23 protein-coding genes are annotated in these 25,876 nt (G+C 63.6%); 11 read left to right on the top strand and 12 right to left on the bottom strand.

The window, feature by feature from the left end:
• The first annotated feature begins 414 nt into the window (after window positions 1-414).
• From I6L45_RS20200 to I6L45_RS17090, 3 genes are all read left to right on the top strand, one after another.
• A complete protein-coding gene (locus I6L45_RS20200) occupies window positions 415-813 on the top strand; it encodes a GFA family protein (RefSeq protein ID WP_216982722.1) in 399 nt (132 codons plus the stop codon).
• Window positions 814-831: 18 nt separating this feature from the next.
• Window positions 832-1,431 (top strand): histidine phosphatase family protein, encoded by a 600-nt coding sequence (locus I6L45_RS17095; RefSeq protein ID WP_216982721.1) that lies wholly within the window; start codon window positions 832-834, stop codon window positions 1,429-1,431.
• A gap of 123 nt (window positions 1,432-1,554) precedes the next feature.
• Window positions 1,555-1,965, top strand: coding sequence for an SRPBCC family protein (locus tag I6L45_RS17090; RefSeq protein ID WP_216982720.1), 411 nt, complete (start codon window positions 1,555-1,557; stop codon window positions 1,963-1,965).
• Window positions 1,966-2,062: 97 nt separating this feature from the next.
• On the opposite strand, the gene smrB is transcribed toward I6L45_RS17090, so the two are convergent.
• A complete protein-coding gene (gene smrB, locus I6L45_RS17085; protein WP_210548848.1) occupies window positions 2,063-2,587 on the bottom strand; it encodes an endonuclease SmrB in 525 nt (174 codons plus the stop codon).
• A gap of 65 nt (window positions 2,588-2,652) precedes the next feature.
• Here smrB and prmB point away from each other — a divergent pair, with 65 nt between their 5' ends.
• Entirely contained in the window at window positions 2,653-3,588 is a 936-nt protein-coding gene (prmB, locus tag I6L45_RS17080) for a 50S ribosomal protein L3 N(5)-glutamine methyltransferase (RefSeq protein ID WP_134694469.1), read from the top strand.
• Between the two features lie 16 nt (window positions 3,589-3,604).
• Window positions 3,605-4,693: a chorismate synthase gene (gene aroC / locus I6L45_RS17075; protein WP_134694467.1), complete on the top strand. Its 1,089-nt coding sequence runs from the start codon at window positions 3,605-3,607 to the stop codon at window positions 4,691-4,693.
• Window positions 4,694-4,784: 91 nt separating this feature from the next.
• Here the strand turns inward: aroC and I6L45_RS17070 are convergent, their stop codons facing one another.
• The gene (locus tag I6L45_RS17070) at window positions 4,785-5,588 is read right to left on the bottom strand and encodes an ABC transporter substrate-binding protein (protein ID WP_216984237.1); all 804 of its coding nucleotides are present in this window, start codon (window positions 5,586-5,588) and stop codon (window positions 4,785-4,787) included.
• 315 nt (window positions 5,589-5,903) lie between these two features.
• Between I6L45_RS17070 and I6L45_RS17065 the strand changes: the two genes are divergently transcribed.
• Window positions 5,904-7,316, top strand: coding sequence for a DEAD/DEAH box helicase (locus tag I6L45_RS17065; protein ID WP_134694465.1), 1,413 nt, complete (start codon window positions 5,904-5,906; stop codon window positions 7,314-7,316).
• An 82-nt stretch (window positions 7,317-7,398) separates the two neighbouring features.
• On the opposite strand, the gene I6L45_RS17060 is transcribed toward I6L45_RS17065, so the two are convergent.
• The 4 genes from I6L45_RS17060 to cra form a co-directional block, all read right to left on the bottom strand.
• Window positions 7,399-8,091, bottom strand: coding sequence for an RES family NAD+ phosphorylase (locus I6L45_RS17060; protein WP_216982719.1), 693 nt, complete (start codon window positions 8,089-8,091; stop codon window positions 7,399-7,401).
• Window positions 8,091-8,495, bottom strand: coding sequence for an MbcA/ParS/Xre antitoxin family protein (locus I6L45_RS17055; RefSeq protein ID WP_216982718.1), 405 nt, complete (start codon window positions 8,493-8,495; stop codon window positions 8,091-8,093). Before I6L45_RS17055 ends, I6L45_RS17060 begins: the two co-directional genes overlap by 1 nt.
• Window positions 8,496-8,741: 246 nt before the next feature.
• Window positions 8,742-9,935, bottom strand: coding sequence for an aromatic amino acid transport family protein (locus I6L45_RS17050; protein ID WP_043808091.1), 1,194 nt, complete (start codon window positions 9,933-9,935; stop codon window positions 8,742-8,744).
• 301 nt (window positions 9,936-10,236) lie between these two features.
• Complete coding sequence (cra, locus tag I6L45_RS17045) at window positions 10,237-11,229, bottom strand: catabolite repressor/activator (RefSeq protein ID WP_216982717.1); 993 nt, start codon at window positions 11,227-11,229, stop codon at window positions 10,237-10,239.
• A 308-nt stretch (window positions 11,230-11,537) separates the two neighbouring features.
• On the opposite strand from cra, the gene fruB reads away from it, so the two are divergent.
• From fruB to fruA, 3 genes are read left to right on the top strand one after another with little or no spacing between them, the layout of a single operon-like run.
• On the top strand, window positions 11,538-12,638 hold the full coding sequence (fruB, locus tag I6L45_RS17040; RefSeq protein ID WP_216982716.1) for a fused PTS fructose transporter subunit IIA/HPr protein: 1,101 nt from the start codon (window positions 11,538-11,540) through the stop codon (window positions 12,636-12,638).
• Window positions 12,638-13,624: a 1-phosphofructokinase gene (gene pfkB / locus I6L45_RS17035; protein ID WP_216982715.1), complete on the top strand. Its 987-nt coding sequence runs from the start codon at window positions 12,638-12,640 to the stop codon at window positions 13,622-13,624. The genes fruB and pfkB overlap by 1 nt, the downstream gene beginning before the upstream one ends.
• Entirely contained in the window at window positions 13,621-15,345 is a 1,725-nt protein-coding gene (fruA, locus tag I6L45_RS17030; RefSeq protein ID WP_216982714.1) for a PTS fructose transporter subunit IIBC, read from the top strand. Before pfkB ends, fruA begins: the two co-directional genes overlap by 4 nt.
• 72 nt (window positions 15,346-15,417) lie before the next feature.
• Here the strand turns inward: fruA and I6L45_RS17025 are convergent, their stop codons facing one another.
• Entirely contained in the window at window positions 15,418-15,669 is a 252-nt protein-coding gene (locus I6L45_RS17025; RefSeq protein ID WP_134694449.1) for a DUF1289 domain-containing protein, read from the bottom strand.
• A 150-nt stretch (window positions 15,670-15,819) separates the two neighbouring features.
• On the opposite strand from I6L45_RS17025, the gene mltA reads away from it, so the two are divergent.
• Window positions 15,820-16,971 (top strand): murein transglycosylase A, encoded by a 1,152-nt coding sequence (gene mltA, locus I6L45_RS17020; protein WP_216982713.1) that lies wholly within the window; start codon window positions 15,820-15,822, stop codon window positions 16,969-16,971.
• Between the two features lie 120 nt (window positions 16,972-17,091).
• Here the strand turns inward: mltA and yfaE are convergent, their stop codons facing one another.
• The 5 genes from yfaE to ubiG form a co-directional block, all read right to left on the bottom strand.
• A complete protein-coding gene (yfaE, locus tag I6L45_RS17015; protein ID WP_269429547.1) occupies window positions 17,092-17,391 on the bottom strand; it encodes a class I ribonucleotide reductase maintenance protein YfaE in 300 nt (99 codons plus the stop codon).
• 77 nt (window positions 17,392-17,468) lie between these two features.
• On the bottom strand, window positions 17,469-18,602 hold the full coding sequence (gene nrdB, locus I6L45_RS17010; protein ID WP_010674816.1) for a class Ia ribonucleoside-diphosphate reductase subunit beta: 1,134 nt from the start codon (window positions 18,600-18,602) through the stop codon (window positions 17,469-17,471).
• Window positions 18,603-18,681: 79 nt separating this feature from the next.
• The gene (gene nrdA / locus I6L45_RS17005) at window positions 18,682-20,949 is read right to left on the bottom strand and encodes a class 1a ribonucleoside-diphosphate reductase subunit alpha (RefSeq protein WP_216982712.1); all 2,268 of its coding nucleotides are present in this window, start codon (window positions 20,947-20,949) and stop codon (window positions 18,682-18,684) included.
• A 557-nt stretch (window positions 20,950-21,506) separates the two neighbouring features.
• Window positions 21,507-22,193: an HAD family hydrolase gene (locus I6L45_RS17000; RefSeq protein WP_216982711.1), complete on the bottom strand. Its 687-nt coding sequence runs from the start codon at window positions 22,191-22,193 to the stop codon at window positions 21,507-21,509.
• Window positions 22,193-22,909: a bifunctional 2-polyprenyl-6-hydroxyphenol methylase/3-demethylubiquinol 3-O-methyltransferase UbiG gene (gene ubiG / locus I6L45_RS16995; RefSeq protein WP_216982710.1), complete on the bottom strand. Its 717-nt coding sequence runs from the start codon at window positions 22,907-22,909 to the stop codon at window positions 22,193-22,195. Before ubiG ends, I6L45_RS17000 begins: the two co-directional genes overlap by 1 nt.
• Window positions 22,910-23,108: 199 nt before the next feature.
• Between ubiG and gyrA the strand changes: the two genes are divergently transcribed.
• Window positions 23,109-25,856, top strand: a complete 2,748-nt coding sequence (gene gyrA / locus I6L45_RS16990; protein ID WP_216982709.1) for a DNA topoisomerase (ATP-hydrolyzing) subunit A — start codon at window positions 23,109-23,111, stop codon at window positions 25,854-25,856.
• Window positions 25,857-25,876: the final 20 nt, after the last annotated feature.

The following is a 25,876-nucleotide window of genomic DNA, read 5'->3' as shown; positions in this document are numbered from 1 at the left end:
CCTCTGCATGAAGGGGAGGAGGGCAGCTCAGGTGCCCTGGCAAAAGGGGGGAGCTATGTGCCGAGCCTGGAGGGCACCCGGATCTACCTGAGGGTGCCTGACATCGAGCGGACCCTGGGGCGGGCGCTGCAGTTGGGTGGAGAGTGCCTCTACCCCGTGACCCGGGTGAGCGAGCGCATGGGTGGCGGAATTCAGGGATTGCGAGGGCAACCGCATCGCCTTGCAGGAGATAGTTCTGGCCGCCCGTCAACTGCCGGGATAACGGGGGATGCGCCCCGCGAACCGGTTGCCTGGCTGGGGGGATCGCCGGATGGTCTGTTGTCGCTGCCCGATTTGCGTGCTACTTCATCTGGTGCGACGGGGGATCGGAGGCGCTCTTCGCTCCCTTTGTCGCCCTGTATTCAAGGAGGCATCATGGAAGGTCATTGTCTGTGTGGCGGGGTCCGGGTGGCGAGCGGCGATCACAAGGAGGTCAACCTCTGTCACTGCGCCATGTGCCGGCGCTGGTCCGGTGGGCCCATGTTTGCGGTCCACGGCGGCAAGGGCGTGCGCTTCACCGGGATCACCCCGGTGGCCTACCGCTCGTCCGAATGGGCGGAGCGCGGTTTCTGCCCCGCCTGCGGTACCCACCTCTTCTATCACCTGCTGCCGACGGATGAGTACATCCTCTGTGCCGGGCTGTTCCAGGAACAGGGGTTCGAGCTCACCGGGCAGATCTTCATCGACGAGAAGCCGGACTTTTACGAGCTCAAGAACGATACCCCGACCCTGACCGGACAGCAGGTGTTCGAACAGTTTGCCCCCAAACCCTGACGACGGGAGCCAGTGCTGATGGAGCTGGTGGTGATCCGCCATGGGGAGACCCGGGCCAACGCCGAGGGGCGTTATCTGGGGGCGCTGGATCTGCCCCTCAACGACCGGGGGCGGGAGCAGGTGGTCGAGCTGGCGCAAGCCCTTGCGGGTGAGGGGCCGTTTGCCTGCCTGCTCTCGTCCCCCTTGCTGCGCGCCAGGCAGAGTGCGCAGCCAATTGCTCGGGAGCTGGCGCTGCCGGTCCGGATAGAGCCCGCCTTTCGTGAACGCCACGTGGGACTCTTCGAGGGGTTGACCCAGACAGAAGCGAGAGAGCGCTACCCAGCACTCTGGGCGCGCAACATTACCCGTCGCTGGGACGAGGCACCTCCCGGCGGCGAATCCCTGGATGCGGTGATAGCGCGGGTATCCCGGGGGCTGACCGCGCTGGTGCACAGGCATGGTGGGGAGCGGGTATTGCTGGTGGCCCACGGGGTGGTGGCCAAGGTGATCCGCGCCCTCACCGGCGCAGGTTTTACCGACTTCTTCTCGTGGCAGCTGCATAACGGCGGCAGGCTGGTGGTCAGGCTGGATCCTGCCCGGCCGCCGGTATATTGCCAGCGCCCAGTGGGGCAGGAGTAATCCCGCTTTTTGATGATGGCCGTGCTGACTCGACCCGTGATGGCGATCACTCCAGGCCCTGAGGAAAGAGGGTGACCGCCTGGCCGGCCAGGCAGAGTACAACAGTGAGTAAAGGAGAGTGCGATGAAGATAAGCGTCAGTGTCCTGATAGAGCGCCCCCTGGCCGAGGTATGGCTGGGCTGGAACACGCCAGCCAGCATCATGGAGTGGAACGCCGCCTCTCCACAGTGGCACTGTCCCCAAAGCCGGGTGGATCTGCGGGTCGGGGGGCGTTTTAGCCACCGCATGGCGGCCAGGGATGGCAGCATGGGGTTCGATTTCGAGGGCACCTTCACCGAGGTCAGGGCGCCGACGGGGCTTCGCTACGTCATGGACGATGGCCGCGAGGTCAGCGTGCGGTTCGTGGAGGAGCAGGGCGGCACCCGGGTGGAGGAGGTGTTCGACGCCGAGTCCCAGCACAGCGGCGAGGCGCAGCGGGCCGGCTGGCAGAGCATCCTGGATAACTTCAAGCGCCATATGGAGGCCACCGGATAAGGCGCCATGGCGGCGCCAATAAAAAACCACCGCAGCTTGTCGGTGGTTTTTTTATATTGGGCCGGGCGTGGGCAACCCAGGGGCTAGCGCGAAGGGGTCACTCTTCGATATCCAGCAGCACCAGGATGGCGCTCTCGCCCCCCCATTCCCGCGGCGCCTGGTGGAAGGCCTGCACGTTGGGATGCTGGGCCAGCCAGCTCGGGATGCGCTGCTTCAGGATATGTTTGCCGATGCCGTGCATCACCGAGGCGACGTGAATGTTCTCGCGTCGGCAGAGAGTGAGCAGGGCGGCCAGCTCCTGTTTGGCCTGCTGCTGGTTCATGCCGTGCAGGTCCAGGTAGATCTCCGGCGGGTAGCTGCCGCGCTTGAGCTTTTTCAGCTCGAATTTCGACACGTCTTCACGCACGTAACGGGTCGGCCCGTCCGCCTCGAGATGGGGCTGGTACTCGTCGCTGAAAAAGTGGTCTACCCCAAGCTTTTCGCGGCTCTCGCGCACTTCGCGTTTCTGCTTGACCGGGCTTGAGGAGGCCCTTATGGTATCTTGCTTTATTTTCCGGGTACCTTTGACCGCATCGCGAAACAGCAGGCTTTCCTCGTCTGTGAGTGAGGGCGTTTTTTTCATCAGGTACTCGTCTTGCTCGCTGTATAAAATTCTCGGGCCGGATATTACTCGACTTGGAGGTGGATTTGGACAAGATATTTATCGATGAGGTGGTTGCCGAGATGCACACCATCCAGGACATGTTGCGCTGGGCCATGAGTCGTTTCAACGACGCCGGGATCTTCTACGGACATGGTACCGACAACGCCTGGGATGAGGCCGTGCAACTGGTGCTGCCCGCGTTACATCTGCCGCCGGACGTGGATCCGGCCATGCGCCACTCCCGCCTGACCACCAGCGAGCGTCACCGCATCGCCGAGCTCATCATCCGCCGCGTGCAGGAGCGGGTGCCGGCACCTTATCTCACCAACAAGGCCTGGTATGCCGGTTGGGAGTTCTATGTGGACGAGCGTGTGCTCATTCCGCGCTCCCCGATTGCCGAGATGGTGGCCAACCGCTTCGCCCCCTTCCTGAAGGACGAGCCGACCCGGATCATGGATCTTTGCACCGGCTCCGGTTGCATCGCCATCATCATGGCCCACGAGTTCCCCCACGCGGAAGTGGATGCCATCGACATCAGCGTCGATGCCCTCAACGTGGCCGAGCGCAACATCAACGATCACGGCCTCGAGCAGCAGGTCATCCCCATCCGCTCCGATCTGTTCCGGGATCTGCCGGCCGGTGACAAGTACGATCTCATCGTCTCCAACCCCCCCTATGTGGATTCCGAAGACATGTCGGATCTGCCGGAGGAGTTTCGCCACGAACCGGAGCTGGCCCTGGCGTCGGGCTCCGACGGCCTCAAGCTCACCAAGCGCATCCTGGCCAACGCCGCCGACTTCCTGAAAGAGGATGGGGTGCTGGTGGTCGAGGTGGGCAACAGCATGATCCATCTGGAAGCCCAGTTCCCCGAGGTGCCCTTCACCTGGGTCGAGTTCGAGAACGGCGGCCACGGCGTCTTTGTGATGACCCGCGCAGAACTTGATCAGTACCAGGCCCATTTCGCGATCTACAAGAACTAAGCAGCAAGGAGCACCCATGGCAGGGAACAGTTTTGGCCAACTCTTTCGGGTCACCACCTTTGGCGAGAGCCACGGCCTGGCGCTAGGCGCCGTGGTCGACGGCTGCCCGCCGGGGCTGGAAATCAGCGAGGCGGATCTGCAGGGGGATCTGGACCGGCGCAAGCCCGGCACCTCACGCTACACCACCCAGCGCCGCGAGGCGGACGAGGTGAAGATCCTCTCCGGGGTGTTCGAGGGCAGGACCACGGGCACCTCCATCGGCCTGCTCATCGAGAACACCGATCAGCGCTCCAAGGATTACTCCGAGATCAAGGATCTGTTCCGCCCCGGCCACGCCGACTACACCTATCACCAGAAGTACGGCCAGCGTGACTACCGTGGCGGCGGCCGATCCTCTGCCCGCGAAACCGCCATGCGGGTGGCGGCGGGGGCCATCGCCAAGAAGTACCTCAAGCAGGTGCACGGCATCGAGATCGTCGGCTTCCTCTCCCAGCTCGGCCCCATCAAGGCGGAGGCCTTCGACGAGACCCAGATCGAACAGAACCCCTTCTTCTTCCCCGATGCGGGCAAGCTGGAGGCGCTCGATGAATACATGCGTGCCCTGAAGAAAGAGGGCAACAGCGTGGGTGCCAAGGTCTCCGTGGTGGCGCGCAACGTGCCGGTGGGGCTGGGCGAACCCGTGTTCGATCGCCTCGACGCCGACATCGCCCACGCCATGATGGGCATCAACGCGGTGAAAGGGGTCGAGATCGGTGACGGTTTCGGGGTGGTGGAGCAGAAGGGCTCCGAGCACCGGGACGAGATGACGCCGACCGGCTTTGCCAGCAACCATGCGGGCGGCATCCTGGGCGGTATCTCCTCCGGCCAGGATATCGTGGTGAGCATGGCCCTCAAGCCCACCTCCAGCATCACGGTGCCGGGCAAGACCATCACCACCAGCGGTGAGGCCACCGAGATGATCACCAAGGGACGCCACGACCCCTGCGTCGGCATCCGTGCCGTGCCCATCGCCGAGGCCATGCTGGCCCTGGTGCTGATGGATCACCTGCTGCGTCACCGCGCCCAGAACCAGGGCGTGCACACCCAGACCCCGCAGCTGCGCTGATCGCGCAACTGCCAGGGTGAGTGATCACCAGAGACGACAAGGCGACCCCCGGGGTCGCCTTTTTTATGGTTTCTTGCCTTCGGCCTGTGGGTCAGATGGCCGGGGCCGTGGAAGGCTGGCTTGCGTCCAGGCGGCAATGGGGCGGGGCTAGGGCAGGATCCGGTGAGGGGAGGGCGGCGATGGCGGCATCGATGCGGGCGATGGCGTCCTCGCTTACGGTCTCTTTTGCGAACATCAGGCTGACCGGCTGCTGATGCAGCAGCACCTGACACTGCACGAAGCCGTTTGCACCGAGCTGGGTCAAGCGGTGGCGGGCATGCTGCCACTCCATGATGACCCCGTCGAGGCGCCGCGCCAGCAAGAGAGTGAGCAGCCGATCGTCCGAGTTGTATTCGACCGCCTGCCCAAGAGCGGGGCACTGCGCGCTCACAGGCAGGGGGCGGGTGCCCCGCAGCTTGCCAAGACGCAGCCCCGTCTGGCCACAGAGATCCGACAGCTGGGTTATCCCCTGCCAGCGATCGCCGCCAGCCTGGGGGGCGCCCTGGCTCAGCAACACGAAGCTGGCGCGCCGGTAGGGGGTCGAGAAGCGGGCAAACTGCTCCCGCTCCGGTGTCTTCAGGGCGCCCATGGCCACATCCAGCTGTTGGTGCTTCATGAGATGCAGGGCCCGGGCCCAGGGGAGGTTGCGGAACACGGGGTAAAAGCCCGCATCATGGAAGATCTGGCGGGTCAGGGTCACGTCCAGTCCACCCAGGGTACCGTCGGCGTCGATCTCGCTGAAGGGGGGCCAGTGGCTCCAGGCTACCGACATCGTCTCCCTGGCGCCGAGCGGCAGGCTCAGGAGTAGCGGCAAGGCGAGGGCCAGGGTGCGCCGGATAACGGCGGGGGTGAACATCCTTCTCAAGCAGAACCTCCTGTTCCATGTGTTGCGCCGCCCCCTCCCTCTTGCGCAGGGGCCCAGAGCCATAAGGCCGCATTTTCGCCATTCTGCCGCGCCCTGGCCGGCTTTTCCACCCGCGCTGGGAGGCCCATCACATTTTCCTCGTGTAAGTGCGCCAACTCCGTTAGACTGCGCCTCTATTCTTTCCCCTTTGCTCTGCTCCCCGGGGAAATCGTGTTTTCTCCATAGGCCCGGATCCTGTGAGATGGCATCGGCTCGGCAGAGGAGCCCCACCACAATCCCCGGCGCCGCTATCCCTAGCAGGTAACTATGAGTTTTACTTCCCTCGGTCTGGCCGAACCCTTGTTGCGTGCCGTTGCCGAGCAAGGCTACGACACCCCGTCTCCCATCCAGCAACAAGCAATTCCGGCCGTCCTGGCTGGCCGTGACCTGATGGCCGCCGCCCAGACCGGGACCGGCAAGACCGCAGGCTTCACCCTGCCGATGCTCCAGCGCCTCACCGAGAGCAAACGCAAGGTTTCCCCGAACCGTATCCGTGCCCTGGTGCTGACCCCGACCCGCGAGCTGGCCGCCCAGGTGGGCGAGAGCGTGCGCAACTACGGCAAGCACCTGCCGATCCGCAGCCACGTGGTCTTCGGTGGCGTGAGCATCAACCCCCAGATGATGGCGACCCGCCGTGGTCTGGACGTGCTGGTAGCCTGCCCGGGCCGCCTGATGGACCTTTACAACCAGAACGCCGTCAAATTTGACGAAGTCGAGATCCTGGTGCTGGACGAAGCGGATCGCATGCTCGACATGGGCTTTATCCGCGACATCCGCCGCATCCTGGCCTTGCTGCCGAAGAAGCGTCAGAACCTGCTCTTCTCCGCCACCTTCGCCGACGAAATTCGCGAGCTGGCCACCGGCCTGCTGGACAACCCGGCGGTGATCGAAGTGACCCCGCGCAACAGCACCGCCGAGCGCATCGAGCAGCTGGTGCACCCGTGCGACAAGGCCAACAAGATCGCCCTGCTGAGCCACCTCATCTCCAGCAACGACTGGCAGCAGGTGCTGGTCTTTACCCGCACCAAGCACATCGCCAACCGGGTTGCCGAGAAGCTTGAGAAAGACGGCATCAGCGCCGCAGCCATCCACGGCAACAAGAGCCAGGGGGCCCGTACCCGCGCTCTGTCCGGTTTCAAGGATGGCAGTGTGCGCGTCATGGTGGCGACCGACATCGCCGCCCGCGGCCTCGACATCGACAAGCTGCCCCAGGTGGTGAACTTCGAGCTGCCAAACGTGGCGGAAGATTACGTGCACCGTATCGGTCGTACCGGCCGTGCCGGCGCCGCCGGTCACGCCATCTCCCTGGTGGCGGCGGACGAGGGCAAGCTCATCAAGGCCATCGAGCGCCTGACCAAGCAGAGCATCCCCTGCGAGCAGGTGGCGGGCTTCGAAGCCTCCCGCGAGACGCTGGACAACATCGCCCGTGGCATCGGCGCGCCGCTGCGCAAAGAGCCGCGCGATCCGAGCGAGCAGCGCCGTGCGCCGCGCCCGCAAGGTCAAGGCCAGGGCCAGCGTCAGGGCGCCGGTCGCTCCGGCAATGGCGCGGGTGGTAACGGTGGTGGCAATCGCGGCGGCAACGGCGGCAAGCCCAAGCCCCAGGGCGGTCAACGCCCGGAAGGCGGCGCAGGCAAGCCGGCCCAGGCCCGTCGTCCGCGTCGTGCCAGCCACAACCAGTAAGCGCCTCGGGAGCCTCTCCTGCGCTGAAAGATTGAATGAAAAGCCCCGCCAATCTGGCGGGGCTTTTTACATCCGGAGGAGGTTATTCCCCGTATAGCCTTATCTGCAGTACGTTGGCGATGGCGCTGCCATTCCAGTGGTATTCCAGATGCCGGGCCTGGTGGATTTGGGTGATGAGGCGGGGGCGGTAGAGCACGTAGCAGTCGTGGCCGCTGTGGCGCACCGAGCGGTAGTGGATGCCGTCCGCTCCGCCGCGCTTCTGCTCTTGGGCAAAGGCCTGGGAGTGGCCGTAGTCGGTGGCGTGATAGAGGGGGGAGGCGAGGTAGTCCTCCCCCCGGATGTCGACGAGGCTGGCACAAAACTCGGTGTGGAGCACCCGCATCTGCAGCTTCTGGGCCGGCTCGCTGGTGTAGCCGAAGACGCGCTCCTGGTGATAGACGGTTTCTTTCACCGCGGTATCGAGCAGGGGGGCGCAGTAGTAGCCGCCAAAATCCCCCGTGGTGAAGCGGGCCCCCTCCGGATGGAGGTGGGTGAAGGCGGCCATCACATAGCTGCCGCCGGCCAGCCCCACCAGCCAATCCTCTTTCGGTACGCGCGCCAGCTCTCCGGCCTCTTCCCGCAGGCGATCGTTGGTCAGGGCCTCGACGGCCCAGACCGCCTCCAGCTCATCCGCGTTGGCCACGTCCTCATAGAGGCAGATGGGGGGATAGCGGCTCGGGATGATACGAAAGGCCTGCTGATCCTGCAGCTCGCTCGATGGCGGTACCGCGGACATCAGGCCATGCCTCCGCGCCAGGCGTGCAACCGGTTGGCCACCTCATAGAGATCGGCGACCCGCCCCCCCTGCATGACATCCATGGCGCTGCGCCCGGCGAAGAAGGGGTGGCTGTTGGGCTTGCGTACCCAGCCGTAGATGCTCTCATCGACGCTGAACAGCACCCGCAGGCTCTTGTGGATGTTGAGGATGTAGCTCATCCGCTCCTGCAGATCGGCGCTGAGACGGATACCACCGCTCGCCTCTTTGTACTTGTTCAATGTCGAACGGGAGGAGATGCCGAGCAGGGTCAGCTGTTCATCCGTGCTGCACCGCCATTTATCCAGAATGCGAAACACCACCGGCAGCGCCTTGCTGGGATCGACGGCGCTCTCGCGTTGGGGGGTCTGTGCTATTGCGGCCATGATGCCTCCTGAACCTGAGTGCCGGCGCGGGCACGGATACGGCTTGTCGTCTGGCTATGAGTGTAGGGGAGTGACGCATGATTGTACATATTCGTACAAAATGACATGTGTATGTTCAGATGTGACAGCGTTGATTTTTGCCTTATCCGTAGGCGCTCAAAGAGGGGTCAAGAAAGAGAGGGTCAACAAAAAGCCCCGCCAATAAGGCGGGGCTTTGCTTTTCCATCCAGGGCCGGACGTCGGTCGTCAGAGCGCGGGCAGGAAGCCCAGGCTTACGCTGACCTGCACCCCGACGATCAGCACCCCCATGGCACCGGCCAGGCCCAGGGCCAGCACGCCGCCCGGGACCCGGTAGTGGTGGGGCTCGGCCTGCTTGCGGCTCTGCCAGACCAGGGCCACCGGCAGCAGCACCGCCAGCACCGCGAGCGCGATGGCGGCGTAGCCGAGCGCCATGATGAAACCCTGGGGGAAGTAGAGGGCAAACAGCAGGGGCGGCACGAAGGTGATGAGGCCGGTCTGGGTGCGGCCCTGCCAGTTGTCCTTGCGACGGGTCACCTTGGCCATGAAGTCGAACAGCCCCAGCGTCACCCCGAGGAAGGAGGTGGCAAGCGCAAGATCCGCAAAGAGGTGCATCGCCTGGTTGAAGGCGGGCCAGCTGACCAGGCTGCCGACGTTGGCCAGCAGGCTGTCCAGGGCGCCACCGGTCTGGATGAGGGATGCTTGACCGAGCAGCCCGAGGATAGCCACTTGCCACAGCACGTAGAGGATGAGCGGCAGAGCGGAGCCCCACACGAAGACCCGGCGCAGCTGCTTGGGACAGTCGCCCAGGTAGAGCATCACGCTCGGAATGGAGCCGTGGAAGCCGAAGGAGGTGAATATCACCGGCAGGCCCGCCAGCAGCAGGCCCTGACCGAGCGGCATGGAGAGCAGGTGCTCCCCCTGGGCACGGGGTAGCAGCAGGGCCAGCACGGCCACCATGATCACCAGTTTCACGGTGAACATCAGGCGGTTGAGGTAATCCACCTGCCTGGTGCCGACGCAGACCATGCCGCCAAACAGCAGGGTAAAGGCCCAGGCGGCCTGCTCCTGACTCAGGGGCAGACCCGCGTCTGCCAGTGCCTGGGCAAGCAGGCTGCTGCCACCGCTGATGTAGGCGGAGGCCAGCGCGTAGAACAGCATCAGGATGCAGAAGGAGGCGATGCCTTTGCCCCAGGGACCGAGCAGGTGATCCGCCAGCTGGTGCAGGTACCACTTGCCGGTGCTGAGGCTGGCTTCCACCTGCAGCATGGCGGTGAAGGCCATCAGGGCCCAGAGGCCGATCATCAGCATGAGGGTGGCGGGGCCGCCGAGCGACGAAGAGGCCAGCGGCAGGGCCAGCATGCCGGCGCCTATGGTGGTGCCGGCAATCAACAGGGTACAACCCAGGGTCTTGGTGTTCATGTTATCCATCCGAATCTAAAAACAACGTCATGAGAGGGGGGCAGGGTGCCAAGTGTCGGGGTGCCTCCGGGGAAGGCCGGAGGCTAGCAATATCGGAGTGGAGACATCGTTACGAACAGCCGCAGGTTGTAAAACAGGGTTGCCACGTTAGCGGATTAAAATATCGAAAACAAGCGAGATTGAGCGAAGGTTCTACTGTGAAAGGCATTTGAGTGGAAATAAAAGATGACAACCCGCGGCGGCAGGTGGCGTAAAAATGCGCAAAGGCGACCGTGGTCGCCTTCGGCACGTCCATTTCGCGTCAGCGGCGGCGTTTCAGGGTGCGGCTCACATAGTGCAGGCCGGCGCGGTAGGTGCCGTTGATGGCATCCAGGGCCAGGGTAAGCGCCTGGCCGGCGAGGGCGTCGTGCTGCTGGGGCAGGGAGTTGATGCCAAAGGGGAGGAAGTCGAGCAGGCGATCGTCCCCGAAGGTGGCCATGGCGATCCGGCTCATGTCGCTCTCCTGCTCCAGCAGGTAGTCGAGCACCCCCTCCATCAGGATGTAGGAGGTGGCCACCAGGGCCTCGGGCAACTGGCCGAGTTGCTGATGCAGCGTCTTGATCAGGCGATAACCCTCGGCGCGGGAGAACTGCTCCCCCTCGCAGACGTGGGGCGTCAGGGGGCTGGCATGGCTGGCGAGGGCCTGCTGGAAACCGGCGAGGCGCTCACAGCTGATCGTGAGGGTGGGCAGGGCGGTGATCAGGGCCACATGGTGCAGGGGGGAGCCGAGCAGGGAGGCGGTGAGATCGAAGCTCGCCTTCTGGTTTTCGCTCGCCACGGTGACGAAGTGATCGGCGCTCATGGCCCGGTCGATGGCGAGGATCTGCACCCCGCGAGTCTGCTGCTCCAGATAGAAGGGATCCGAGGGGGGCAGGCAGCTCGCCACCAGCAGTGCATCCACATGACGGCTGACCAGCATGCGGGCCAGCTCCTTCTCGGTCTCGGGTTCGTCTTCCGAGCAGACGATCAGCAGCTGATAACCCTGGGTGCGGGCCCCCTGTTCGAGCCGCTTGGCGAGCTTGGCGTAGCTGGCGTTCTCGAGGTCGGGCAGGATGAAGCCCAGCGTCTTGGTCTGGCCGCCACGCAGGGAAGCGGCGCGGCTGTCAGGCTGGTAGTTGTGGGCATGGACCACGGCCATTACCTTGTCACGGGTGGTCTGGCTGATGCGGTATTGATCGGCCTTGCCGTTGATCACATAGCTGGCCGTGGTGCGCGAGACGCCGGCCAGTGCGGCGATTTCATCCAGTTTCATCATATTGGCTCTGTTTGAGTTGCTAGGCCCGCGCCGGTTCCTGGTTGGGGGCACCGAAAAGTGTGCGCGGGATCATATCATTGAAAAGCACTCTTAGCGGGATCTTGAACAATTGGCTGAAACGATTCAGTCTGAGTGTAAGTGAAACGATTCAGCTTGTCAGTAGGCGATGATTATCTGAGCTTTGAAATGGGTTGCGGCTCACCAAAGAGAGAGATCCCCGTCTATTGTCAGCAGGCTAGTTACCCGAAAACCACGTTGAGTTGAGCCGGCTCGCCCCGAGGCGCCGCCGGACCTGATGGAGAATCTCTATGTTGAAGTTGGCGCGACAGCAAATCCTGCTGGGACAAACGGTGACGACCAAGGCGGACGCCATCGCCCTCCTGGCCGGCAAACTGACCGAAGCCGGTCTGGTGGAGGCTGGCTACGTGGACGGCATGCTGGCACGAGAAGCCCAGCACGCCACCTACCTGGGCAGCGGCATCGCCATTCCCCACGGCACCACGGATACTCGCCATCTGGTGAAGAGCACCGGCGTCATGGTGGCCCAGTTCCCTCACGGCATCGAGTGGGATGACGGGCAGACGGCCTATGTGGCCATCGGCATCGCTGCCAAGTCCGACGAGCACCTGGGGATCCTGCGCCAGCTCACCCACGTGCTGGGTGATGAACAGGCGGCGGCCCGCCTCAAGGAGGCCACCGACGAAGAGACCATCATCGACATCCTGACCGGCGCCAGCGCGGCAAAAGAGGTCCAGTTCCTGACCCTGGCCGATTTCCCGGCCGACGATCAGGACCAGCTGCTGCTGGGGGCTGCGGCCCGCGCCAAATCCGCAGGATGGGGAGACGCTGCCATGGTGAGCGCCCTGCTGGCCAGTGCTCCCGTCCATCTGGGGGAGGGGATCTGGCTGGCCCGCGCCCAGGCCGCCCAGACCGGCTGGGTGCTGGCGACCCCGAGTGCGGTGCTGACCGCAGGTGATCAGCCTGTCAGCGCCCTGCTGCTGCTGTGCGCCGCAGATAGCGGCCATCTGGCGCAGCTCGACAACCTGGCCCGTCTCGCCGCCGCAGGCCAGCTCGGGGCCCTGGCGGGCAGCGATGGCCTCGCCATGCTGCAATCCGGCCCGGCGAGCGGTCTGTCCGATACCTTCACCATCATCAACCCCCATGGCCTGCATGCCCGCCCGGGCGCCATGCTGGTCAAGGTTGCCAAGGAGTATGAGTCCGACATTCGCGTGGCGAACCTCGACGGTAGCGGCGAAGCCGTCTCCGCCAAGAGCCTGATGAAGGTCATCGGCCTCGGCGTCAAGTGCGGTCATCGTCTCGCGTTTCGTGCCGAAGGGCCGGATGCCGAAGCCGCTCTCAAGGGGCTGGGTGAGGCCATCGCCGCCGGCCTGGGCGAGGGGGCACACTGATGGACATCGTCACCATCACCCTGAACCCGGCGCTCGATCTCACCACCCGCCTGGAGGCCATGCACCCTGGCGAGGTGAACCTGGTGAGCGAGGCGAATTTGCGCGCCGCCGGCAAGGGGATCAACGTCGCCATGGTCCTGAAAGATCTCGGCCGTGACGTGGGCCTGACCGGCTGGCTTGGCGCCGAGAACCAGCAGAGCTTTGTCTCCCTGTTCGAGGAGCGTGCCCTGGCCGATCACTTCGTGCGAGTCGCGGGCAGCACCCGCATCAACGTCAAGATCTCCGAGCAATCCGGCCGGGTCACCGATCTCAATCTGCCGGGGCTCACCGTGCACGAGGCCGAGGTGAGCGCGCTGGAGGCAGAGCTGGAGCGGCTGGCACCCAAGGCCGACTGGTTCGTGCTGGCGGGCAGCCTGCCCAAGGGCGTGGCGCCGGCCTACTGCGGCCATCTCATCGCGCTGCTCAAGGCCAGGGGCAAGCAGGTGATCTTCGATTGCAGCGGCGCGGCCCTCACCGAAGGGCTCAAAGCGGCGCCGACCCTGGTCAAACCGAATCTGGAGGAGCTTGAGCAGTGGGCCGGGCGCCCCATCCGGACCCTGGAGGAACAGGCGGAGTGCGCTAGTGCGCTGCAGGCCAGCGGGATCCCCCACGTGGTGATCTCCAACGGCGCTGACGGCCTCGTCTGGTTTGGACCGGATGCCACCTGGCAGGCCATTCCGCCGCGCATGGAGGTGGTCAGCACTGTCGGTGCCGGCGACTCCCTGGTGGCCGGGCTGGCCCATGGTCTCAGCCTCGGCTGGGGCGCAGAGCAGACCCTGCGTCTGGCCACCGCCGTCTCGGCCCTGGCGGTGAGCCAGGTAGCCGTCGGTTTTAGCGATATCAAGGTGCTGGATCCCTTGCTCGAGCAGGTGCGCCTGACTCGCCTGGATGCGGCACAACGTCAACCCCATTCCCATTCAATGGATAACTCAGGAGATGCCCAATGAAAGCAATTCTGGTTACGGCTTGCCCGGCGGGCATTGCCACCAGCTTTCTCGCTGCAAAACGGATAGAACAGCAGGCCAAACTGGCGGGCTGGGAACTCATCCTCGATGTCGACTCCAGCGTGCAGCCACGTCAGGCGCCAAGCAAGGAGCAGATTGCCGCCGCCGACCTGGTGCTGGTCGTGGCCAGTGCCCCGGTGGATCTGGCCGCCTATGACGGCAAGTCGCTCTATCGGGGTGACATGGACCTGGCGCTGCAAGATCCGGCCGCCCTGCTGGAGGCCGCGCGCAGCGGTGCCAGCGTCTATCGCCATCAAGCCGCGCCTGCCGTGGCCAAGGCTGACGCCGGTGCCAAGCGCATCGTCGCGGTGACCGCCTGTCCGACCGGGGTGGCCCACACCTTCATGTCGGCGGAAGCGCTGGAAACCATGGCCAAGCAGCTGGGCCATCAGATCCGCGTCGAGACCCAGGGCTCGGTCGGTGCCCAGAACGCCCTGACGGCGGACGAGATTGCATCCGCCGATCTGGTGTTCCTCGCCACCGACATCGAGGTGGACATGGCGCGCTTCGACGGCAAGCCTGTCTATCGCACCAGCACAGGGGCTGCCCTCAAGAAGACCCGCGCCGAGCTCGACAAGGCCTGGACCGAGGCCAAGACCTATCGCCACAGCGGCGCTGCCTCCCCCAAGAAAGAGGAGAAGGCGGGCCCCTACAAGCACCTGCTGACCGGCGTCTCCTTCATGCTGCCCATGGTGGTGGCGGGCGGCCTTATCATCGCCCTGTCATTCGTGTTTGGGATTGAGGCGTTCAAGGAGGAGGGGACCCTCGCGGCGGCCCTGATGAAGATCGGCGGCGGCTCCGCCTTCGCCCTGATGATCCCTGTGCTGGCGGGCTACATCGCCTACTCCATCGCCGACCGTCCGGGTCTCGCTCCCGGCATGATCGCCGGTATGCTGGCAAGCTCCCTGGGCGCCGGTTTCCTCGGTGGCATCGTCGGTGGCTTCCTCGCCGGTTACAGTGCCAAGTACCTGAGCGACAAGGTGCGCCTGCCGGTGACCCTGGAAGCGCTCAAACCCATCCTCATCATCCCGCTCTTTGCCAGCCTGTTTACCGGCCTGGTGATGATCTACGTGGTGGGCGGCCCGGTGGCTGGCATCATGAACGCCATGACCGAGTTCCTCAACAACATGGGCTCCGCCAACGCCGTGCTGCTGGGTGTCATCATCGGCGCCATGATGTGCTTCGACATGGGTGGCCCGGTCAACAAGGCGGCCTACGCCTTCGGGGTCGGCCTGCTCGCCTCCAAGACCTACGCCCCCATGGCCGCCGTGATGGCCGCCGGCATGGTGCCGGCACTGGGGATGGGCATCGCCACCTTCCTGGCCAGCAAGAAGTTCATCAAGGCGGAGCAGGAAGCGGGCAAGGCCTCCTTCGTACTGGGTCTGTGCTTCATCTCCGAGGGGGCCATCCCGTTTGCCGCCAAGGATCCCATGCGGGTCATCCCGGCCTGCATGGTGGGCGGTGCCCTGACCGGTGCCCTCTCCATGCTGTTTGGCTGCGAGCTGGTGGCACCCCACGGCGGCCTGTTCGTGCTCTTCATCCCGAATGCCATCAGCAACGTCATGATGTACATCCTGGCGATTGCGGCGGGGTCGCTCCTGACCGGGGTCTCCTATGCCATGCTCAAGCGCGGCGAGGAGCAGGCCAGGCTGGCGACGGCCTGAGCCGGATGTGGGTAAATGAAAAAGGCGGCCTGCGGGCCGCCTTTCTTATGGTTGGCAAAAAGGGGGAAAGCGTCAGAAATCCAGATCGGGCTGCGCCGGGGCCTCGGGCGGTTCACCTTCCCTGGCCTTGCGCCGCGCCGCCTCGACCCTGGCCTTGCGATTGCGGCACAGGCGCAGCACCTCCTGCTGCTGGACAGGGGTCATCTTCTGCCAGTAGAAACGCTCTTCCCGGCTGCGCAGGCACCCCTTGCAATACCCCTTGTTGTTCAGCTCGCAGACCCCGACGCAGGGGCTCTCGAGCGGGAAGAATTCGAGCTGTTCCATCCATGACCTCTCACACCTTGTCACCTTGTTATAACCCAGAAGATCCCTGCAGGAAAAATCCGTCGTGTGAGGGTGGAAGGCGTTTGCTTTCCCATGGCAATTTTGGCATCTTCCCCGCCGTGCAAGACACAAGGTGTTATATGAGGACATATGAATAGACATGCGTACTGGTTGGCCGCCGCCGTGGTGGGGTTGGCCGGTTGTGCGGGCAGCCCTGAACCGGTCAAGGCGCCCCAGAAAAAGGCGGATTCCAGATGCTTTCTGAACTGTGAGGTCCCGGAAAACCTGGGCAAGCAGTATCTGGATGGTGCCCTGCCAGGGGATCTGGTGCGGGTGGAGCGGGTCAACAGCCGCGCGCGTGCAGATTACAGCAAGTTCGGCCCCCAGAGCCGGCTGGTGCTGGAGCGATCCGGCCGCATGGCGAGCCGCTATGGGGAGCTCTATCGTCAGCTCTCCCGTTGGGTGGCCAATGGGGGTGATCCCGCCCAGATCACCCGCTACGGCGTCAGCCTGGCCCAGCTCGGCGGCGCCGATCGCATGGGCAACGTGCTCTTCACCGGCTACTACTCGCCGGTGCTGGAGGTGCGTCACCGCCCGGATGCCGAGTACAAGTACCCCATCTACGCCATGCCCAACTGTGGCGGGCGCTGCCCGAGCCGGGCCCAGATCCACAGAGGTGCGCTGGCCAACCGCGGGCTGGAGCTGGGCTACAGCCGCTCCCTCATCGACAACTTCCTGATGGACGTGCAGGGCTCGGGCTTCGTCCACTACGGCGATGACGACCGGCTGCAATACCTCGGCTACAGCGGCAAGAACGGTCACGGCTACGTGAGCATCGGCCGGGTGCTCATCGACCGCGGCGAGGTACCCAAGGAGCAGATGTCCATGAAGGCCATCAAGGAGTGGGCGAGCCGCCAGCCGGAGGAGAGCGTGAAGGAGCTGGTGGAGCAGAACCCCTCCTATGTCTTCTTCGAGCGCCGTCCCACCAACGACGTGGTCGGGGCTGCGGGCATTCCGCTGCTGCCTATGGCGGCGGTGGCGGCCGACAAGACCCTGCTGCCCATGGGCACCCCCATCCTCGCGGAAGTGCCGCTGCTCGACAAGGCCGGCAACTGGACCGGCAAGCACCAGCTGCGCCTGCTGATCGCGCTCGATGTGGGCGGCGCGGTGAAGAAGGGACACCTGGATCTCTACCACGGCATGGGGGAGAGGGCCGGTGTGGAAGCGGGGCACTACAAGCACTTCGGCCGTGTCTGGAAGCTGGGCCTGCACCACGGGCCGACAGCTGCCCCCTGGTTGTAATCCGCTGAGGGGAAGGGCGTCTGCAAGAGGGCGCCCTCAACGAAGAGATAGAGAGAAAAAAGCCGCCGGATTGCTCCGGCGGCTTTTTGTTTGCTGTGCAGAACCCGGGGGACGGGGCTGTCAGCCCTTCCGGATATCCAGCTTGATGGCACCGACCGGCTGGCAGCAGCAGGGGAGGCACTCCCCCTGGGAGACAAAGGCGAGCGGGACGGCGGCATAGTGCACCTTGCCTGCCAGCAGCGGCGTGCGGCAGGCGCCGCAGTAGCCGCTGCGACACTGGAACTCGACCCTGTGGCCGTGGCGCTCCAGGGTTTCCAGCACGCTCTCGCCGGGATGGGCGTGCAACACCCCGTCCCGGGTATGGACCCGGGGCGTTGCGGCCTCGTGCTCGGCGTCTCTCAGAGACGGGGCGGGGGGCAGGGTGCCGATGGCCTCACTCACGGCAAGACCTCACCAAGAGACGGCATGAAGGTTGCCGTCAGTCCGGGCGCGTGCAATCACAGCTCGAAGTCACCGAGATCGTCGGCGTGCACTTCGCTGTCGATCTGACCGACCAGGTAGGAACTCACTTCCACTTCCTGAGGCGCCACCTGCACGTTGTCGGAGGAGAGCCAGGTGTTGATCCAGGGGATGGGGTTCTGCTTGGTGCCGGCAAAGGCCGGCTGCAGGCCCACCGCCGCCATGCGCAGGTTGGTGATGTACTCCACGTACTGGCAGAGGATGTCCTTGTTCAGGCCGATCATGGAGCCGTCCTGGAACAGGTACTCGGCCCACTCCTTCTCCTGCAGGGCCGCTTCCTTGAACAGCTCGAAGCAGGCCTGCTCGCACTCGACAGCGATCTCCGCCATGTCGGGATCGTCGTTGCCGCTGCGCATCAGGTTCAGCATATGCTGCGTCCCCGTCAGGTGCAGGGCCTCGTCGCGGGCGATCATCTTGATGATCTTGGCGTTGCCCTCCATCAGCTCGCGCTCGGCGAAGGCGAAGGAGCAGGCGAAGCTCACGTAGAAGCGGATCGCCTCCAGGGCGTTGACGCTCATCAGGCAGAGATAGAGCTTCTTCTTGAGCTCGCGCAGGCTGATGGTCACCTCGCGATCCCCGATCCGGTGGGTCCCCTCACCGTGCAGGTGATAGACGGAGGTCGCCTCGATGAGATCGTCGTAGAAGTGGCTGATGGAGCCGGCGCGCTTCAGGATCTGCTCGTTGGTCACGATGTCGTCGAACACCTGGCCCGGGTTGTTGACGATGTTGCGGATGATGTGGGTGTAGGAGCGAGAGTGAATGGTCTCGGAGAAGGCCCAGGTCTCGATCCAGGTCTCCAGCTCCGGGATGGAGACCAGCGGCAGCAGCGCCACGTTGGGGCTGCGGCCCTGGATGGAGTCCAGCAGGGTCTGGTACTTCAGGTTGGAGATGAAGATGTGCTGCTCGTGGGGGGGCAGGGCCTGGAAGTCGATGCGGTCGTGGGAGACGTCCACCTCTTCCGGGCGCCAGAAGAAGGAGAGCTGCTTTTCGATCAGCCGCTCGAAGATGTCGTGCTTTTGCTGATCATAACGGGCCACGTTGACCGATTGGCCGAAGAACATCGGCTCCTTGAGCTGATCGTTTTGGGTCTGGCAGAAAGTTGAATAGGCCATGGTTCGACTGTCGTGAAATGGGGGAAACAGGAAGGCGGGAGCTTCATGCTCCCGCCCGGTTCATCAGATGGCTCGGCGGTTAGATCTTGCAAGCCCCGCCGGCACACCCGTCATCCTGCAGATCGGTCTGGGTGTCGTCTGCACCGTCACGGGTGTTGTGGTAGTAGAGGGTCTTGAGGCCGTACTTGTAGGCGGTCAGCAAGTCCTTGAGCAGCTGCTTCATCGGCACTTTGTTGCCTTCGAAGCGGGCCGGATCATAGTTGGTGTTGGCGGAGATCGCCTGATCCACGAACTTCTGCATGATGCCGACCAGCTGCAGGTAACCGTCGACGCTCGGCTGTTTCCACAGCAGCTCGTACTGATCCTTCAGGCGATGGTACTCGGGCACCACCTGCTTGAGGATACCGTCCTTGGAGGCCTTGACGGAGACCAGGCCGCGGGGCGGCTCGATGCCGTTGGTGGCGTTGGAGATCTGGCTGGAGGTCTCGCTTGGCATCAGGGCGGTCAGGGTGGAGTTGCGCAGACCCACGGTGCGGATCTCCTCGCGCAGGCTTTCCCAGTCCAGGTGCAGCGGCTCGTTGCACAGGCCATCCAGATCCTTCTTGTAGGTATCGATAGGCAGGATACCCTGGGCGTAGGTAGTCTCGTTGAACGCCGGGCAGGGGCCGAACTCGCGGGCCAGCTGCACGGAGGCCTTCAGCAGGTAGTACTGGATCGCCTCGAAGGTGCGGTGGGTCAGCGCCAGACCGGAACCGTCGGAGTAGCGGGCACCGTTCTTCGCCAGGTAGTAGGCGTAGTTGATGACGCCGATCCCCAGGGTGCGGCGGTTCATGCTGCCCTTCATGGCGGCCTTGAGCGGGTAGTCCTGATAGTCGAGCAGGGCGTCCAGGGCGCGTACCGCCAGATCAGCCATCTCTTCCAGGTCTTCCAGCTTCTCGATGGCACCCAGGTTGAAGGCGGAGAGGGTGCACAGGGCAATCTCGCCGTCCTCGTCGTCCACGTTGTTCAGCGGCTTGGTGGGCAGCGCAATTTCGAGGCAGAGGTTGGACTGGCGTACCGGCGCCACGCTCGGATCGAACGGGCTGTGGGTGTTGCAGTGATCCACGTTCTGGATGTAGATGCGACCGGTACCGGCACGCTCCTGCATCATCAGGGAGAAGAGATCCACCGCCTTCAGGGTCTTCTTGCGAATGGCCGGATCCTGCTCGTACTTGACGTAGAGCTCCTCGAACTTGTCCTGATCCGCGAAGAAGGCGTCATAGAGACCCGGTGCGTCGGACGGGGAGAACAAGGTGATGTCACTGCCCTTGATGAGGCGCTGGTACATCAGCTTGTTGATCTGCACGCCGTAGTCCATGTGACGGACCCGGTTCTCTTCCACGCCGCGGTTGTTCTTCAGTACCAGCAGGCTTTCGACCTCGGTGTGCCACAGGGGGTAGAAGAGGGTGGCGGCACCGCCGCGCACGCCGCCCTGGGAGCAGCACTTCACGGCAGTCTGGAAGTACTTGTAGAAGGGGATGCAGCCGGTGTGGAAGGCTTCGCCGCCACGGATGGGGCTGCCCAGACCACGGATGCGGCCGGCGTTGATGCCGATGCCGGCGCGCTGGGAGACGTAACGCACGATGGCGCTGGCGGTCGCGTTGATGGAGTCCAGACTGTCATCGCACTCGATCAGCACGCAGGAGCTGAACTGGCGGGTCGGGGTGCGCACGCCGCTCATGATCGGGGTCGGCAGGGAGATCTTGAAGGTCGAGACCGCATCATAGAAGCGCTTGATGTAGTCCAGACGGGTATCCTTCGGATACTTGGAGAAGAGGCAGGCCGCCACCAGGATGTAGAGGAACTGCGGACTCTCGTAAATTTCGCCGGTGACGCGGTTCTGGACCAGGTACTTGCCTTCCAGCTGCTTGACCGCCGCGTAGGAGAAGTCCATGTCACGCCAGTGATCGAGGTAGCCGTTCAGCTCCTCGAACTCGGCCTGGGTATAGTCTTCCAGCAGGTGCTTGTCGTACTTGCCCATGTCCACCAGCTTGGCGACATGCTGATACAGGTGGGGCGGCTCGAACTGGCCGTAGGCCTTCTTGCGCAGGTGGAAGATGGCCAGACGGGCGGCCATGTACTGGTAGTCCGGGCTTTGCTCGGAGATGAGGTCAGCAGCAGCCTTGATGATGGTCTCGTGGATGTCGGCGGTACGGATGCCGTCATAGAACTGGATGTGGGACTTGAGCTCCACCTGGGAGACCGACACATTGTCGAGCTTCTCGGCGGCCCAGTCGAGCACACGGTGGATCTTGTCCAGATCGATGGGTTCTTTGTGTCCGTTACGCTTCGTCACAAACAAGTTCATTGGCTGATGACCCCTTTCATTGATACCTGGCGGTATCGGTTGATTCCCGAAAAACCATCGCGCGACGCTCCCGACGGGCCAATCCAGGCGACGGGGTGGGGGCGTAATGCGCGATGAATCACAAGATATAGTGTTATTTTGAATTCGAACTACAAGATAGTGAGGTCGTCACGGCATTGCAATCTGTGGATAACGCATTAGCTGTGGATAAATTGTGGGTGTCGTGAGCCGAGTTAGTGGACGCTCACAGCGAACGGGTTTTCATGCGTCCGATCCGGTAAATGCAAGTCCGGTGATCGAAGATGGAAAATTAAAATAACTTTTTTTGCTTGCGAAAGCAGGGTGTTTTTACTAGCAAATTCAGCCTGGTTATCCCTTGCGCAGACAGGGTCAAAAGGTGTCCTTTTCCCCTTTCTGGAGGGTTGCCAAACCCGGTGAAAGAGGGAACGCCTGGGATCCCTCTGGTGGTTGCCCGTGGGGCCGTGAGCCATCACCGTGTTCATATGGCTATTGATGGACGGCCAAAGCTGTCTGGCGAATCCATCTATAGTCCGGCTTCAGGTCAGCTCGTAGCGCAACCAGTGGTGCAGGGCCTGCACGGTATCAAAGTGAAGGTCGGCACCCCAGTCGGCGGGATCCTCATTGTCATTCAGATAACCCCAGCCTGCGACGGCGGTGCGCATCCCCGCATTGCGACCCGCCTCGATGTCGCGTACGTGATCCCCCACATAGAGGCAGTGCGCCGCGTCCACCCCGAGCCGCTCGCAGGCAAAGTACATGGGGGCGGGGTCGGGCTTGCGCACCGGCAGGGTGTCGGCGCTGACCGCCACGCCGCAGCTGGCGAGCTCGGGCAGGGCGGCCAGGAGCGGCTCGGTGAGAAAGCCCGGCTTGTTGGTGACGATGCCCCAGGGCAGTTGCCGCTCGTCCAGCCACTCGATGAGATCCACCATGCCTTCATAGGGGCGGGTGCCGACGCAGAGGTTGGCCGCGTAGTAGTCCAGCAGGGCGGTGCGAAGGCGCGTGGCCCCGAGCTCCTCGAGCAGCTCCTCCCCAAGGCCGGCCCTGAGCAGCCCGAGGGCCCCGTGGGAGGTGGTCTGGCGGATGATGTCGTCAGAAAGCGGTGCAAAGCCTTCGCTCACCAGCACGTGGTTGACGGCGGCGCCGAGATCCGGCGCGGTGTCGAGCAGGGTGCCGTCCAGATCAAACAGGACGCAGCGAAGGGGCATAGGGTGGGGGACGCTCATCAGCCTTGCTCCGGGCGCTCGAAGGCGACCATGTAGTTGACGTCGACGTTGCGACCGAGTTTGAAGCTGTTGGAGAGCGGCGCATAGTGCACGCCGCTCATGTCCCGCACCAGCAGGCCCGCCGCTTCGCCCATGCGACAGAGTTCGGCCGGGGTGATGAACTTCTTGTGGTCGTGGGTGCCCTTGGGGACCATCTTCAGCAGGTACTCGGCCCCGAGGATCATCATCAGATAGGCTTTGGGGTTGCGGTTGATGGTGGAGACGAACACCTTGCCCCCCGGGCGCACCAGGGTTGCGATGGCGCGCAGCACCGAGGCCGGATCCGGCACGTGCTCCAGCATCTCCATGCAGGTGACCACGTCATACTGGCCCGGAGCTTCGCCCGCGTGGGCCTCGGCGGTGATCTGGCGGTACTCGAGCTCCACTCCTGCTTCCAGTGCGTGCAGACGGGCGACGCCCAGGGGCTCCTTGCCCATGTCGATGCCGGTGACGCGGGCACCCCGGCGGGCCATGCTCTCGGAGAGGATGCCGCCACCACAGCCGATGTCGAGCACGCGCTTGCCAAACAGGCCGCCGCTCTTGTCGGTGATCCAGTCAAGGCGGACCGGGTTGATTTGATGCAGCGGCTTGAATTCGCCCTCCATGTCCCACCAGCGGGAGGCGATGGCTTCAAATTTGGCGATTTCTGTCAGATCGACATTGGCATCACTATTCATGTTTTGATGATCCTGTGGCAAGGCGCGCAGCGGGCTGGGCGCGCGCAATCTATTGTCCTGGCGCGCATTATAACGGACCGACCTCGTCGCACCAGCCCGATGTGCTCATCGGATTTGTGGCTTAATGTATTTGGCTCAGTGTGTTACCATGTCGCGCTGTTTAAGCCAAAGAACAACTAATTAGGGATTAAGGCTTTCTATGAGCGATCTGGCCAGAGAGATCACGCCGGTCAACATCGAAGAAGAGCTCAAGAGTTCCTATCTGGATTACGCCATGAGCGTGATCGTAGGACGAGCTCTGCCGGATGTGCGTGATGGCTTGAAACCGGTTCACCGCCGCGTTCTGTATGCAATGAACGAGCTGGGGAACGACTGGAACAAGCCCTATAAAAAATCGGCCCGTGTGGTCGGTGACGTAATCGGTAAATATCACCCGCATGGCGACAGCGCCGTGTATGACACCATCGTCCGTATGGCGCAGGATTTCTCCATGCGCTACATGCTGGTCGACGGTCAGGGCAACTTCGGTTCGGTGGACGGCGACAACGCCGCGGCCATGCGTTACACCGAAGTGCGGATGGCGCGCATCTCCCACGAGCTGCTGGCCGATCTGGACAAAGAGACCGTGGACTGGGTGCCGAACTACGACGGCACCGAGATGATCCCGGCTGTCATGCCCACCAAGGTCCCCACCCTGCTGGTCAACGGCTCCTCCGGTATCGCGGTGGGCATGGCGACCAACATCCCGCCTCACAACCTCACCGAGATTGTCAACGGCTGTCTGGCGCTGATCGAAAACGGCGACCTCACCATTGACGAGCTGATGACCCATGTCACTGGCCCGGATTTCCCCACCGGCGGCATCATCAACGGTCGTTCCGGCATCGTGCAGGCGTACCGTACCGGTCGCGGCTCCATCTATGTGCGCGCCAAGGCCGAGGTGGAAGTGGACGAGAAGAGTGGTCGCGAGACCATCATCGTTCACGAGATCCCCTATCAGGTGAACAAGGCTCGTCTGATCGAGAAGATCGCCGAGCTGGTCAAAGAGAAGAAGATCGAGGGCATCAGCGCCCTGCGCGATGAGTCCGACAAGGACGGCATGCGCATCGTCATCGAGATCAAGCGCGGCGAGTCCGGCGAGATTGTGCTGAACAATCTCTACAAGCACACCCAGATGCAGACCACGTTCGGCATCAACATGGTGGCGCTGGACAACAACCAGCCCAAGGTGATGAACCTTAAAGAGATCCTGGATGCCTTCCTGCTGCACCGCCGCGAAGTGGTGACCCGCCGGACCGTGTTCGAACTGCGCAAGGCGCGGGATCGGGCGCACATCCTGGAAGGGTTGGCGGTGGCTCTGGCCAACATCGATCCCATCATCGAGCTCATTCGCCACAGTGCGACCCCGGCGGATGCGAAAGCCGCCCTGGTGGCCAAGGGTTGGGAACTCGGCAACGTGGCCGCCATGCTGGAAAAAGCGGGCGACGACGCGGCTCGCCCCGAGTGGCTGGAGCCTGAGTTCGGCATTCGCGACGGGCAGTACTTCCTGACCGAGATCCAGGCCCAGGCCATCCTTGACCTGCGTCTGCACAAGCTGACCGGCCTCGAGCACGAGAAGATCCTGGAAGAGTATCAATCTCTGCTGGATCTCATCGCCGAGCTGCTGCACATCCTGGCAAGCCCGGAACGCCTGATGGAAGTGATCCGCGACGAACTGCTGGCCGTGCGTGAGCAGTACGGCGACGAGCGTCGCACCGAGATCAGCATGTCCAGTGCCGAGATCAACATCGAAGATCTGATCACCCCGGAAGACGTGGTCGTGACCCTGTCTCACCAGGGCTATGTGAAGTATCAGCCGCTCTCCGACTACGAGGCCCAGCGCCGCGGTGGTCGTGGCAAGTCGGCCACCCGGATCAAGGAAGAGGACTTTGTGGAGCGTCTGCTGGTGGCCAACACCCACGACACCATTCTGTGCTTCTCCACCCGTGGCAAGGTCTACTGGCTCAAGGTGTATCAGCTGCCGGAAGCGTCCCGTGGCGCCCGCGGTCGTCCGATTATCAACCTGCTGCCGCTGGATGAGGGTGAGCGCATCACCGCCATCCTGCCGGTGAAAGAGTATGACGCCGAGAAGTACGTCTTCTTCGCCACCGCCAACGGCACCGTGAAGAAGACCAGCCTGTCCGACTTCAGCCGTCCGCTCTCCTCCGGTATCCGTGCCATCAACCTCAAAGAGGGTGATGAGCTGATCGGGGTGGACATCACCGATGGCAGCAACGAGATCATGCTGTTCTCCGATGCGGGCAAGGTGGTTCGCTTCGCGGAAGGCAGCGGTCGCGCTGATGCCGATGCCACTGACGAGGTCGAAACCGACGACGATGCCGGCAACGACGATGACGGCAGCGACAACGGCGAAGGCACCGAGAGCAAGGGTACCTTCAAGGGCGTGCGACCCATGGGCCGTACCGCTGCCGGTGTGCGCGGCATCAAGCTGGGCGCTGGTGACAAGGTGGTCTCCCTCATCGTGCCGCGCGGCGAAGGGGCTATCCTCACCGCCACCGAGAATGGTTACGGCAAGCGTACCGCGCTGGACGAATACCCGACCAAGAGCCGGGGTACCCAGGGCGTCATCTCCATCAAGGTGGATGAGCGCAACGGCAAGGTGATCGATGCGATCCAGGTCGAGGATACCGACCAGATCATGCTGATCACCAACGGCGGTACCCTGGTACGTACTCGCGTTGCCGAGGTGAGCGTCATCGGCCGCAACACCGGCGGTGTGCGTCTGATCCGTACCGGTGAAGACGAAACCGTGGTCGGCCTGCAGCGCGTTGCCGAGAGCGACGAAGAGGAAACCGAGGCCCTGGCCGTCGAGGGGGAGGTGTCTGAAGGCACCAATACCGCCGCAGACACCGGTGCCGTCGATACCGGGGAGGCGGGTGACGAGTAATCGTTCCCCCTTTACCCGAT

It is taken from the genome of Aeromonas sp. FDAARGOS 1415, assembly GCF_019048365.1.
Classification (GTDB): Bacteria; Pseudomonadota; Gammaproteobacteria; order Enterobacterales; family Aeromonadaceae; genus Aeromonas; species Aeromonas taiwanensis.
The sequence above is the reverse complement of the archived record's forward strand: the minus strand, read 5'-3'. Positions and strand labels throughout refer to the sequence as shown.